Consider the following 13,595-nt stretch of genomic DNA (forward strand, 5'->3'; position numbering starts at 1 on the left):
CGGGGCGTTAGCTATGACACTGGCAATTTTTAGAGGCATTCTTTGCAAATAGCGAAGATCTATAGCGCGGCGCAAATCCCGCACATTTTCGAGGGGGTTTCGATTGGCACGAGCGTTGCGAAGTAGTTGGGGAACCGCGTCCTAGCGCATCTCAGGATCCCAACGAATGACAATAAGAGCGATCCATATCATTCAAAAACTTGCCCCCGGCGGCATCGAGCTGCTGGTTATGCGTTTGTGTGCAGCCAATCCTGCGCACACCCGTGTTTACGTCTTGGAAGGAGCGCCAGAAGCGGGCACAGCGGGCGTTGCACTTGCGCAGCGCTACGGTGTTGAGCCTGTTTACTTCGGTAAGAGCAATGGTTGGGATTTGTCGGTCGTCGGAAAACTTCGCCGAGCCTTGAAGCGGGACAAACCGGCGGCAGTCTTCACACATCATATCGGCCCGTTACTTTACGGGGGCCTGGCCGCCCGTCTGGTGCGCGTGCCGCACATCATGCAGGTCGAGCATGATGCCTGGCATCTGCGCGATGGCCGCCAACTGTTCCTGACCAAGGCAGCTTTCCAGCTGCTTCGGCCCATCGTTACCGCTGTCAGCCTTCCGGTCGCCAAAGAAGTAGAGCGTCTCACAGGGAAGAAGAAGGTCTACGTCATCCCAAATGGGGTGGACATGACGGTTTTCTGTCCCGGGGACAAACGTGCGGCCAGAGAAAAGTTCGGTTTGCCAGAGCGGTCGCGTCTCATTGGAGGCGTCGGACGTCTTGAAAGGGTCAAGGGGTTTGATGTGCTTCTTGATGCCATCAGCCATCTTCCCGAGAGCTTCCATCTGGCCCTTGCTGGTGATGGCACCGAGCGTGAAGCGCTTGAAGCGCAAGCCGCTGCTCTGGGGATCAGTCACCGCGTGACTTTCCTTGGCAATGTGGTGGAAGTGAATGCCTTGATGCCCGCTTTTGATGTGTTGGCGGTGCCATCCCGAGAGGAAGGGCTGCCGCTCACAGTTATCGAGGCTCAGGCCGCAAACGTTCCTGTCGTCGCGACCCGAGTTGGGGCCCTGCCGGATGCAGTATGCCCGGAGGCCAGTCAGGTTGTGCCGCCGGAAGATGAAAGCGCGCTCGCCACAGCGCTCCTGATCCAGTCAGAGGCGCCGCAAACCGATGCTCCTGTAAAATTCGTCCGCCGCCGCTTTGATTGGCGCGACACGCTGAGTGCTTACGACTCTCTAGCTCAAGGGGTACCGCTTTGACCGCAGAACTCGTTGCCCTCGGTTCCGGCGCTTTGATGGCCTATCACGGTCTGGTCTATCCGGCTGTTCTTCGGCAAATGGCGTCACGTTCAGAACCACGCCAGCCAAAGTTTCAGAAGGTGGATCGCACTCAGCCGCCAAGCATCGAGGTGATCATCCCGGCTTACAACGAGGCGCTGGGCATTGCGGCCAAACTGCGCAACTGCGCTCAAATGGACTATCCAGCAGGCCAGCTCAAGGTTTCGATCATTTTTGATGGCTGCACCGATGAGACATATCCCATTGCCAAGAGAACCTTTAAAGAGCTTCAGGACGAGGGCCTCTCAACCGCTGCGCTCTCACTCAGCGAATGGCACTACAACCGCGGCAAAGTCGCCGTTCTCAATCAGGCCATTTCGGAAAGCACGGCTGACATCATTGTCCTGACGGATGTTTCTGCAGTTGTTGAACCAGATGCGCTCTGGCGCGTCGCGGACGAGTTTGCAGATCCGGATGTTGGCGTGGTCTGCGCCACCTATGAACTGGAGACCGAAGATAGCGGAGAACATGCCTACTGGTCCTATCAACGCTGGTTGAAGGAGGCGGAGGCCTCCGTGGCCGCTCCTTTTGGCGCGCATGGTGCATTTTACGCCATCCGCCGCTCCGCTTGGCGGGCCATTCCTCCATCCACGATCAACGACGATGTGCTCATCCCCATGCAGATCGTCGAGGATGGCTATCGCGCCATCTACGATCTGTCGCTTGTTGCCACAGAAACAGAGGCCGCCAGCCGCGAGACCGATTTGCGCCGCCGGCTGCGCATTGGCGCGGGAAACCTGCAGCAGGCCATCTGGCTTTGGCGCCTTGCTGATCTCAAGAAACCGGCCTTGGCTTTTATCTATCTGTCAGGCAAGGGGCTGCGGGCCTTCACGCCGATCCTGATGGTTGCGTTCCTGCTCTCCTGTGCCGTGCTTGCGCTGCAAGGCGCGCTGCTGGCTCAGCTGGTAATGGCGGGCGTTCTTGTCGCGATGGCGGTCAATATCTATGAGGCGGTAACAGACGGCGATCTTCCCAAACTACTGCGCCCCTTTTCTGCGGTTGGTTATGCGCTGGGCGGTCAGGTGGCGGCGTTTCTCGGCTGCTGTCAGTATGTTTTTGGAACCCGCAAACCTTGGCGCCGCGCGGCGGACAACACTGGCGTTCCTGACTTCATTCATCCACTCGCCAGAATGGGAAAACGGGTGATGGACGTCATCCTTGCTGTGGCAGCGTTTGTTGTGATGGCGATCCTGTTTGTTCCTCTGGCGATAATCATCAAGTTGGATTCCCCGGGCCCGATCTTCTATCGCCAGTACCGTGTGGGAGAGCGCCTGCCAGACCGCACCAACCTGTTCTTGCTGACCAAGTTCCGCAGTATGCGCACAGACGCCGAAAAGCACGGCGCGCAGTGGGCAACAAAAGGAGATCCTCGCATCACACGGATCGGCCGTTTCCTGCGCAAGTCTCGGTTGGACGAGCTGCCCCAGTGCCTCAATGTGCTGAGAGGTGAAATGTCCGTTGTTGGCCCGCGTCCGGAACGTCCCGTGTTCTTTGAACGGCTTGAGGATCAAATCCCGTTTTACATCGAGCGTACCTATGGTTTGCGCCCCGGCATTACGGGCCTTGCTCAAGTCGAGCAGGGCTACGATGAGGATGTTGAAGATGTGCGCTCCAAGGTCATGCACGATCACGCCTACGCCATGCAGCTTGTTACCCCTTGGGAATGGTTCAAGACAGACCTCTCCATCATCCTGCGAACATTCGTTGTGATGGTGACGGGTCGCGGTCAGTAAAAGGAGAAACCGCCGATGCTTCCTCTGCAAAAGAACATTGTTTTTGGTGCTGTGGCTGCCTGCGCACTCTCATTGTTCGCGCTCTCCAGCGACGCGGAAGAGCTGAGCGCGCCCAACGGTCCGGTCATCCTCGTGGTGAGCGGCGACATTGACAAGACAACCGATGGGGCGGTTGCCAAGTTCGACCGTGACGCCCTGGCGTCCCTAGGCTCTCAAACCGTTCTGACCCACACCACGTGGACGGACGGCAGGCAGCGGTTCGATGGCACGCGCATCAGCGATATCCTGGAACGCGTTGGGGCCAATGGCACCAAGGTGGAAGCAGTGGCGCTCAACGATTACCGGGTTGAGTTGGATGTTTCCGAACTCAAAGAGTATCCGGTTATTCTCGCAGCGGAAATGAACGGCAAGCCGTTAAGCGTTCGCGACAAGGGCCCGCTCTGGGTCGTTTACCCCAAAGATCAGCACCCTTTAGTCTCCGAGGACCACAAGTGGATCTGGCAGGTTAGGGAGCTCCACGTCAAATGATGAAGCATTTTTCCGCGCGCGGGCGCATCGTCGTAATCAGTTTGTTTCTGCTCTTCTGCGGCCTGGTAGGGCTGACCGTCTACACGGCCTTCAAGTATGAGCAAGTGGAGCAGAAACTCACGCGCACCGTCACGGAAAATGCCGTATGGACCGCAGCTCAGACCGAGCTGGATTTAGCTCGTTTTTTGAACGCCCTTGATGGTTTCATGCTGGGCAATGACAGCATAAGTCAGGCCGACATGCTGCTGCGCTTCGACCTGCTTTGGAGCCGCATGGAGCTTTACAAGACCGGGCGTCTGAAGCAGGAGATCACGTCAATAATGGGTCTTCAGGGCGTCGTTGGCAGTCTTGAAAAAACACTGATAGACGTTGAAGGCGCAGTCCGGCAATTGCAGGCCGACGATCTGGCCACCTATCTGCAGATCAGAGAGCGCTTCAACCCCTATCCTCAGAACTTGCGGGACGTGACGCTGGCAAGCCTGCGCTGGGATATCGAGCAGCGTCTGCGCGTCAAGAACGAGATGAGCGAAATGCTGCAAAAACTCGTCTGGTTCAGCGGATTGGCTATCGCCTCGCTCATGGGCCTCATGGGCTTCTTGGTGTACTATGAGATGCACACCAACAAGCTTCTTCGGAAAACCCTTGAGGCGCAGGAGAAGGCCAGCTCCGCCCGTCAACGCCTTTCCGATGCTGTTGAGAACATCAATGAGGGCTTCCTGTTATGTGATGCACAAGACCGTGTTGTGCTCTGGAACCAGAAGTTCACCCATATCTACAAGATCTCCGCAGCTGCGTTGCGCGCAGGTGTCCCCTACATGGATGTCCTGAAATACGGTGCGGAAAACAACGAGTTTGACCTGCAAGGCCAAGGCTTGGCCCAGTGGCTGGAGCATCGTCAGCAGTCGCGGCGCAAGCCGGTCGCTACCTATGAAATGAAGCTGAGCGATGGGCGCTGGGTGCGGATTTCAGACAAGCACACCGAAGATGGCGGGATCGTTAGCATCCGCACCGATATCACAGAGATGAAACGCCGAGAAGCCGAACTGGAACACGCCCGAGAACACGTGAGCCAACAGGCAGATCAGCTCTCCAGAATGGCCAAGGAAGCCGAGCACGCCCGCAGCATATTGGATGATGCGGTGAACAGTCTGGACGAGTGCCTTGTCCTGTTCGACCGGACGGACAGGCTTATCTTGTGCAATCGTCGGTTCAGAGAGCTGTTCGGAGACAAGGCCGAGCGTATTCACCGCGGCATGACCTATGAGGAAACGATCCGCCTTGCCGTTGAAGCACGCGTATATCCAAAGCCCGACGATTTGGAGGCTTTCATCAGTGAGCGCATGAAAAAACGCCGCAGCGCTTTGGCATCTGATCAGGTTCACTACCGCCATCAGGAGCCCACGGCCAATGGCCGCTGGATGCAACTCTCAACGCAACGCACAAGCACCGGCGGGATGGTTTCTGTCTTCACGGACATTACGGAGGCCAAGAGCCGCGCGCTGGAAATCCAAAGCGCCAATGAACGTTTGGAAAAGCAAGCCGTACAGCTTAAGGATCTGGCGGAGAAAGCCCAAACGGCCAGCCGTGCCAAATCCGAGTTCCTCTCCATGATCTCCCATGAGATCCGCACGCCCCTCAACGCCATCATGGGGTTCGCTTCCCTGCTTTCGGACAGCGACTTGAAATCTGATCAACGCAGATTTACCGCCGAAATACAGCAGTCTGGTCAGCGTCTGTTGGGTCTCATATCAGACACGATCGACTTCTCCGATCTGGACTCTGGCAAAATCAAGCTCAACTATCGCCCGTTCGATTTACAGCGCCTCGTGAACAAGAGCTTGCGCCTTGCTGAAGATGCGGTTGGCGACAAGAATGTGGAAGTTGACCTGAATCTGCCAGCTGATCTGCCGCGTATCTACAAGGGAGATGCCGGGAGAATTGGTCAGGTGCTCACCCACTTCATGAGCAACGCAGCCAAGTTTACCAAACAAGGGCATGTGACCCTAGCTGTTGAAGGCATTGGCATCCATGAAGGCAAGCGCCGTTTGCGGTTTGCGGTCCACGATACCGGTTCCGGGATTGCATTGGATGTTCAAAAGCAGCTGTTCTTGCCATTTGAGCGCAAGCGGCAGGATAGAGATCTGACAGAGCCCGGTGCCGGACTTGGGCTCGTCATCTGCAAGCGACTTGTCAACCTGATGAAAGGTGAGATCGGCTTCGAGAGCACTGTCGGTTTCGGCTCCCAGTTCTGGTTCGAAATCGAGCTGGAAGCCATGGAAGGTGAGGCGGCGGAAAATGACCCTGAGTGGAAGGGCATTCAGGGCACGCTTGACCTTGAACAACCTGCCGAGCCAGTGCGCCTCAAGATCCTTGTCGCCGAAGATACGCCCGCAAGTCAGCTGGTCATCAAAACCGCATTGGAAAAACGCGGGCACATTGTAACCACCGCGCAGGACGGAGTAGAGGCGCTGGAGGCGGTCGGACGCCGTGATTTCGACCTTATTCTGATGGACATGCAGATGCCCAACATGGACGGCATGACCGCCACCCGGAAAATCCGGGAGATGGGTCTGCCGATGTCTGCAACACCAATCTATGCACTGTCAGCACAGGCGATGGCAGCAGACAAGGAAGCCGCTTTTGCAGCTGGTCTGACAGGTTACCTCACCAAGCCCATAAGCTGGGAGGAGCTGGACAGCGTATTGGCAGTGGTGCGTCAAAGCGTTGCCAAGCGGGAAGACCAAGACAGTGAAAAGTATGTCGAGAAGGCAGAGCTGCCCGCCAACATTCTGCCGCCTACAGCAGAAAACGAGGAAGTCCAACCGGATATATTTGCGCTGCCCAACGATGGCTGGAAACAGGAGCTCAGGCGCCTGGAGGCGCTGCTTCAAGATGACGATCTGGCGGCACCCGTCAGGGAAGGAAGTCTAATGGTACATGCCCATAAGCAAGAAGAAAAAGGCTACGAACCCTCGAAGACCCGGACTGGCGAGGCTAATAGCGGCAAGAAATCATCGACCATTGATCAGCAGACCTTGAATGATATCGTCGAGGCAGTCGGTGAGGATGTTTTTGCCAGCCTACTAAGTACATTCTTTACCAACTCGGAAGAACTTTTTGACCAGTTCAACATGTGCATTGAGACTGGCGATATTGAGCAGCTACGAAAGACCGCCCATAGATTTTCAGGGCTCATGTCCCAATTCGGCGCATTGGAGGCAGCAAAAATTGCATCCGAAGTAGAAAATGAACCGGATCAGGAAGTTCTTTTAGAATTGGCTAGTGAATTTATACAGTCAGCAGGAACTGCAGTTTCAGAACTCAAGAAATTACCCTGCGTTAAATTCGAATTGACGGAGGTTGCGTCCTCTTCTTAACGTCGGCATCTGAACTTGCTGGCGCATTTTTGCCAGATGCAACCTTGTTGTGCAGGATTAGATGTCAAACCAACCCGCGGACATCCTCATTGTCGAGGATACCTATGCTTTGCTGCAAACGTACAAGGCCTACCTGAAGCAGGAGGAGGCTCGGGTGCGCGGTGTTGAAACCGGGCAGCAGGCGATGGAAGAGATTCAGGCTGCGGTCCCGGACGTCATAGTTCTCGACGTCAATCTGCCAGACATGCACGGCATAGACGTTCTCAAGGCCATTCGCGCCGAGGGGCTGACTTCGGAAGTCGTTGTGATTACCGGACAGGCTTCGGTAAATCTGGCTGTTGAAGCCATGCGGGAAGGGGCGTTCGACTTCATCATGAAGCCGTTTTCTGCGGATCGCCTGCGGACCACCATTCGCAATGCGCTGGAACGGCGGGAGCTGAGCGAACTGGGCAGCAAGGTGGAGGGGCCAGATCAAGAACAGGGCCTGTCCAACATCATCGGAAAATCCGAGTCCATGCAGGCGGTTTACCGCATGCTTCGTGCTGTTGCGCCCACAAATGCCTCCGTTTTCATCCGCGGGGAAAGCGGAACCGGTAAGGAGCTGTGCGCTGAGGCGGTGCATCAGCTTTCCAAGCGCAGCACAGGCCCAATGGTCACCATAAACTGTGCGGCGATACCAAAGGACCTTTTGGAAAGCGAGATTTTTGGTCACATCAAGGGGGCGTTCACCGGCGCGACTTCCGATCGCAAGGGAGCCGCATTGTCAGCGGACAAGGGCACGTTGTTTCTGGATGAGGTCTGTGAAATGGATCTGTCCTTGCAGTCCAAGCTGCTGCGTTTCCTGCAGGAAAAGCAGGTGCAAAGGGTAGGGGAGGATCGCCTGCGAGACGCGGATGTGCGAATTGTCTGCGCGACCAACCGCGACCCGGTGGCCGAGGTTGCCGCTGGTCGGTTTCGGGAAGATCTGTACTACCGCCTTCATGTGGTTCCCATTGACCTGCCGCCCCTCAGAAACCGCGGCATGGATATTCTCCTCATGGCGCGTCATTTTCTGGACGCCTATGCGCAGGAAGACGGCAAGCGGTTCACCCGCTTCAGCCCGGAAGCCGAACAGGCGCTCATGGCCTTTTCCTGGCCCGGTAACATCAGGCAGTTGCAAAATGTGTTGCGAAGCGCTGTTGTGCTCAATGACGGTGATGTGCTCGAGCGCTACATGCTGCCGCCCGACATTGCAGAAGGCTCTGTGCGGTCCCTGCCAAAATCCCAACCAAGTGCAGGGCATCGGGTGGCTGAGCCGTCAGCCCATCCAAGTCTCCATGCCAATGGGGATGAGAACAGTCGAGTGAGCCCCCCTTCCTATGGTCATGAGGCCGGTGCTGCTCATGCGCCGTTGAGACAGCAAGGTGAGGTTGCTCAACAAAGCCCGCTGACCTTGCCTTTCCAAAGCGAGTCCCGTGATGCCTCACGCATCTTGCCTCTGGAGACAGTCATTCGCCTGACCATTGAAGACGCCATCGACCGTTGCAATGGCAGCATTCCAAGGGCTGCTGCGGCGTTAGAGGTGAGCCCCTCCACGATCTACCGCCGTCTGCAGGCATGGGAGCTTGAAGATCAGGTGGCTCAAAATGCGCAGGACGACGCCCAGTCCTCTTCTGGGGCAAAATCCTGAGTGCGGCTTGCGGACACCTCAGCCTGTTGTTTGCGCTAGGCGGCTTCTTGATCCGGTTTGCTCTTCCCCTTGCGGGTCTGTCCCGGTTTGGTGGAAGGGTCTACCATCCTGGGCATGCGAACAATTATGGGTAGATTGTTGGTCGCTGCAAGAAACGCATCTTGCCGTCTCAAGGTCGGGTCCAGCACTTCAAACACAACAGCAAGGCCAACCCCCAGCATGATCGCGGCGAAAATGCCGCCAGCTACATAAACCACCTTACCGGGTGTGATCGGCGCTTGGGGGTCTTCAGCCGCATCAACAATCTTCACCCGCTCCGGGGCTTCAAACTTGCCGAGCGCGCCCGTCACCTCAGCCATTTCATAGCGACGGGAGAGTTCGCTGTAGGTTTCCTGAGCCAGATCGATGTCACGTTCAAGCCGGTTCATTTGTTTTTCAATTGGCCCAAACTCGGCAACACTTGCTTCCATTTCGGCTATGTTATTCTTAAGGAGCGCCACGTCTTTGGAGAGCGCCTCGCGCTTGCTCTCCGCCGTTTGCAATGCTTGCATCTGCGAAACAAGCAGAGGCACCGTTTTCTGGTCCGCGTTCAGCTCTTGTCCAGCAGCCATGTTCCATAGCCGGTCAAGGTCCGCGTCTGTTAGGTCGGAAGCGGCATCAAAAAGCAGTTTGCGCTCCTCGGTAAGCTGGCGCAGCGTTTCTTGTGCTGCCCGCACGTCTGAGTGGTTCTCGGTGTAGCGTGTTCTCAGGTTGGCCAGCAGGCTGGTCTGGGCAACAATGCGCTCTTCCAGTCGCCCCATAGCCGGGTTCGTACTGGCAAGTCGTTTCTTCAGGTGGTTTAGCTCTGCTTCCGCCGAGGCCAGCTGAACGCTTTTGCTGTCAAGCTCGGAGCGTAAGGTCACCAAGCGCTGGACGTTGGCGGTGTAAACGGAAGGCAGCTTGTCGGCGTTCAGCGTTTTGAATTCAGCCAGCTCGTCTTCCTTTGCACGCAACAAGGTTTCTTGTTTTGCCAGTTGTTCAGCCAGGAAGGTACCACTCTTGTCGACGGCCGACCTTTCTGGTGAGAGCAGCCGTTCAAGAAAGCGCTCTCCCACAGCCTCCAGCTTTGCCGCCAGTCCATTGGGATTGGTGGACGTGATGGTGAGCTGCACGAGGTCGTTGCCCACCAGTTGCGCATTGATCGAAGCAGAAAGGGAGCGGACCATCAACTCCCGCTCTCGCTGAGGTGTGCTGGGGGTAATGTCCCCTACGTCTTCCAGAACACGTCCGAGCACATGTTCGCTGTGCAGCAGCGCGTCAAGTGCGGGCATGCGCTCTTTCAGGTTGGGGCCAATTGCAAGGTCTTCCAGAAATGGGTTCAGCCGGGCGGGTTCCTGAACAAGCACAGTCATCGTCGCTGCGTAGCGCTTCGGTGCATAGTCGGAGACGAAAAATGCCATGGCAGGCAGGATAAGCATGGGAATGCAGATCATGTACCGCCGGCGCCATGCCGCTTCCAGCACAAGCAGGAAAAAGTCTCGGATTGATCTGCCTTTGCCATTTATCATCATGAATACTCTACGTGAGGATGGGCGCTTGCGTCTGCTGCTTTCTTTTTGTTTTCTCAATAGTTTGTCGCAGATATTGCTCAATTTTTATGAGCTTTTTTCCGAGGCAGTCCTGTTACCTCATGGGGTGATCTCAAGCAGCGCTTCGCCTGCTTCAAGGTCCGGTGACACGCGCTCACGAACCTCAATTGTGTCCGGCAAGCTGGCAATGATACGCTTGCTCACCGCCCGAGCCTTGCGAAGGCGTTCAAAAGCCTCGCCGTGGTCAGGCAAGCCAACGGTCAGCATCAAGGACCAATTGTTCTCAGCCGCCAGATAAGAGAACCGTTCCAGATCACTACGCGCCTGTTCCGAAAGCGGCGTCACCTCATCAAGGCCTTGAAACACAAGCGTGTCGCCCGGACGCAGTTTGGGAGAGGGTGCGCTTTGAGAAGCGGGATCTTCCGCGCTCAATGCGGCTCGTGCTGCAGCAAGCAACTGCATGCGTGCGTTGATGAGCGCCGGGTCTGTGGCAGCGCTCCGCCCAAAGACGTCAGCGCGGGAAGCTTGAGGTGTTTCAGGAAGGCGGATGCTGCCGGTTATGTCCTTAGCGTCTCCTGCATAGCTCGGTACTGCTTGCACAGGCCGGCGCGCCATGAAATCTCTAAACAGCTCTTCTGCAGAAGGCTGTCCCGTGTACGGAGCCGTGGTCCCATCTGCGGTGAGCTTGTTTGCGTCCTCCCGCTGTTGCGGTGACGGTACTGCAATGCCCGCCCGCGCTTCTGCCAGCATGCGTTCCCTCACGCTGTCCGCCGAACTGGGGTCCGGTCTCTCAGCGTCACGGCTGGTCTGCGAAAGCGCATCGTCACTTTCACCAGCTGCACGTGCGCTGGCCGCCTTTCCCTGTGCTTGGAGGTAGTCCGGCAAAAGCTCAAGATCATCCGTTTGAACGCAAGAAGCGAACATCAAACAGAGTATAACGATAAGGACGTTTGTCCTGATCATTGATTTTTGCCTCAATAAACCGCGTTTAATATTATGTTTTATTTTTGTGTATCAATTATTTTTTTAATTTCTTCTTCATAAGTATTTGGCGATTTGTTTCGATCCCACCAGAGTGTTTCGATGTTTTTCCATAGTTTCCACTTAAGGTCTTGTGCTTCTTCGTCTTCTTGTTGCCCAAAGTGCAGCAGCCAGCGCTGGTCAACCACGCCCTCGGCCATGTCCAGAAGGCCAGAATGGATATCGGGCTGACTCGGGCACACCTCTGCACTCGGCAACAGCATCATCACATCCCCCTCGCGGCCGTCGGTTGGGTCGAACGGGTCCGCCGTTGGCATGCGGCTGTGCCACTGAACATAGGCCTCTGCCCCGGTCACCAGAACACCCAGAGCGGCCGTCATCCGAGGCTGTCTCGTGTTGTAAAGCCAGACCTTGAGCCCCTCCCGCTGGAGGGAGCGAATATCCATGGGCTGCAGGCCATAGCCGTCGTTGATCTGGACGAGGTCGAACAGCCGGGCCAACGCGCGGTCTTCTTCCGAGTTCAGTTGCGCCGCCAATTTCACATCAGGGGCGACTTCCCGGAACACGTCAACCAGATGCGGCAGGTCATAGGCTTGCATGTCCGGGTTTGAAGGTTCATCCGCCACGCTCCAGTAGATCGGGGAAAGCCCTCGCTCCTCTGCCTCTTGGGTGATCCGTTGAAGCTGCACTGCGGCAGCTTCAATGCCAACCTGTTCAATCAGGCGCTTTGCGGGCGTATAGGCCATCACGGCGGGCGCGAATTGCTTTGCCGCGGACAGTTCTTGGAAAAAGGCCTGTTCCTCATCTGGTGTGGGTGTAATCAGCCCGGGCGCTAGTGGGCTGAGGCCCAGCTTATTGAAGAAAGCAATGTCGCATTGCAGCTGAGCAACGCGCTTCTCACCGTCCTGCCAGGCCCAGGTTAGATGTGGTGCCTCATCCATGTAAAACCCGGCAGGGGCTCTTGAGGGCGGCAATGTACTCTCGAGAACTTCAAGGTTGATGGGAAGGCTCACATTGCCAAAGCTGCTCGTCACCGCCAGCTGCATGGGATAGGTCCCCTTTGGCGTGTCGGGCGGCACTGAAACCCATATCTCCACACGCCGTGGACGTTCTGGAGCAACTGTGAGGCCGCTCACGTCAGACAGAAGGCGTGTTTCCTGAACGCTCAAGGAGCTGGCGTTCGCTGCTGGCCTGTCCAGGGTCCGAAGGGCCGCCCAAAGAAACAGCGCTGCTTCAGGGGGGGCGCCCGTTAGGGAAGCGCTAAGCAGGTCTATGCGTTCATCGCTCACAAGGTCCACACTCAGGCGCGCTCCTGTTCCGGCGGCGATGCGCAAGGGCAGGGCTACCATCGGTTTCACCGCTTGGGTCAGATTGAAAACCGCATCTGCTGGCTCTCGGGGGCCCAATGGCACCACAGGCCAAGCCGCGCGCGCAATTCGGGCGCGTTCTTCCAGCACAATGTTGAGCGCCCTGTCATCCCCCTTGGGTGTGAGCAAAACGGCGGAGAGGTAGGTGGCATCGGCGCTGTCGCCAGCAAGGTCAATGCGCACGCCTTCGCTGGTGGCGGTGGTGGTCGCCTTCAGATACCCCCCACGGTAGCGCGCCAGGTCCGTCCATGCATCACCTTGTCCCAGAACCTCGCGGCGTTTGCCTTCCAGATAGCGCTCACGCACCCAGTCTTCGATGCTGTGGCTTTTGTAAAACACGGTGTGGTCGTTGATGTTGATGCGCCGTTCCAGCGGATGAGGCAAATGTTCCCATTCACCAATGTCTTCAGTCCATAAATGCACATCAACCTCATCTCCTTCACGCCACGGCAGAACGACACGCTCCATGCCATTGATCCCGTTGGTAATCAGCGGATCGGAGCCTGTTCTGCGCAGCGCTGTGGGACGGCCTGACTCAATTAACGAGCTTTCCGGTGTAACCCGTTGAAAGCCCGGAAAAACTGGCGCATCGGCCTCACCAAAGCTATAACCAGCCGACCCTTCCGGGAGAGGGGCGGGTGTGAAAATGGAGACTTCCACCTCGCTGAAAATGGTGGAACTGTCGGGTGAAAACACAAAGACATCAGTGAGCTGGGCAAGGTCCATCAAACGCCCGCCGGTGGCCTTGATCCCGCGTAGAGGAATGCTGAGCTCAAAAGGCCCGGGCAACAATGTTTGTTCCAGATTGTATCGGCTGGCATATCCGGTTGAGGCGCTGTCATCAATGCGGACGATCAGCATCGCTTCACGTGCGCCCTCAAGCCGCCCTCGCACAATCAATTGTTCATTGCCGCTCAAGGTGTCGGAAGGCAGCGGCGTTTCAAGCGGCAGGTTTCCTTGGGTCAGCTCTTGTGCGGGCAGGGATACACTCAAGAGCGCGGCCAACCCAATGGTGGCAAGCAACAGAAAATGCCCAAGTGCTGATCGCATG

General features: G+C 56.7%; 8 protein-coding genes. 5 read left to right on the plus strand and 3 right to left on the minus strand.

The annotated features are described in order from the left end of the window. Nucleotides 1-166 precede the first annotated feature (166 nt). The 5 genes from Q3Y58_RS16765 to Q3Y58_RS16785 all read left to right on the plus strand — a co-directional run bounded on the left by Q3Y58_RS16765 (nt 167) and on the right by Q3Y58_RS16785 (nt 8,628). Nucleotides 167-1,243: a glycosyltransferase gene (locus Q3Y58_RS16765; RefSeq protein WP_319623028.1), complete on the plus strand. Its 1,077-nt coding sequence runs from the start codon at nt 167-169 to the stop codon at nt 1,241-1,243. Beyond that, a complete protein-coding gene (locus Q3Y58_RS16770) occupies nt 1,240-3,054 on the plus strand; it encodes a sugar transferase (RefSeq protein ID WP_319623029.1) in 1,815 nt (604 codons plus the stop codon). The genes Q3Y58_RS16765 and Q3Y58_RS16770 overlap by 4 nt, the downstream gene beginning before the upstream one ends. A gap of 15 nt (nt 3,055-3,069) precedes the next feature. After that, nucleotides 3,070-3,582, plus strand: coding sequence for a putative pterin-binding protein (locus Q3Y58_RS16775; protein WP_274217333.1), 513 nt, complete (start codon nt 3,070-3,072; stop codon nt 3,580-3,582). Then, nucleotides 3,579-6,959, plus strand: a complete 3,381-nt coding sequence (locus tag Q3Y58_RS16780) for a PAS-domain containing protein (RefSeq protein ID WP_319623030.1) — start codon at nt 3,579-3,581, stop codon at nt 6,957-6,959. The genes Q3Y58_RS16775 and Q3Y58_RS16780 overlap by 4 nt, the downstream gene beginning before the upstream one ends. A gap of 61 nt (nt 6,960-7,020) precedes the next feature. After that, nucleotides 7,021-8,628, plus strand: a complete 1,608-nt coding sequence (locus tag Q3Y58_RS16785) for a sigma-54-dependent transcriptional regulator (protein ID WP_319623031.1) — start codon at nt 7,021-7,023, stop codon at nt 8,626-8,628. Between the two features lie 35 nt (nt 8,629-8,663). On the opposite strand, the gene Q3Y58_RS16790 is transcribed toward Q3Y58_RS16785, so the two are convergent. From Q3Y58_RS16790 to Q3Y58_RS16800, 3 genes are all read right to left on the minus strand, one after another. Continuing rightward, nucleotides 8,664-10,178, minus strand: coding sequence for a GumC family protein (locus Q3Y58_RS16790; protein WP_319623032.1), 1,515 nt, complete (start codon nt 10,176-10,178; stop codon nt 8,664-8,666). Nucleotides 10,179-10,295: 117 nt separating this feature from the next. After that, complete coding sequence (locus tag Q3Y58_RS16795) at nt 10,296-11,159, minus strand: hypothetical protein (RefSeq protein ID WP_319623033.1); 864 nt, start codon at nt 11,157-11,159, stop codon at nt 10,296-10,298. Between the two features lie 38 nt (nt 11,160-11,197). Further along, complete coding sequence (locus tag Q3Y58_RS16800; protein ID WP_319623034.1) at nt 11,198-13,594, minus strand: hypothetical protein; 2,397 nt, start codon at nt 13,592-13,594, stop codon at nt 11,198-11,200. Nucleotide 13,595 lies beyond the last annotated feature (1 nt).

The sequence above is a fragment of the Nesiotobacter zosterae genome, from assembly GCF_033843645.1.
GTDB lineage: Bacteria > Pseudomonadota > Alphaproteobacteria > Rhizobiales > Stappiaceae > Pseudovibrio > Pseudovibrio zosterae.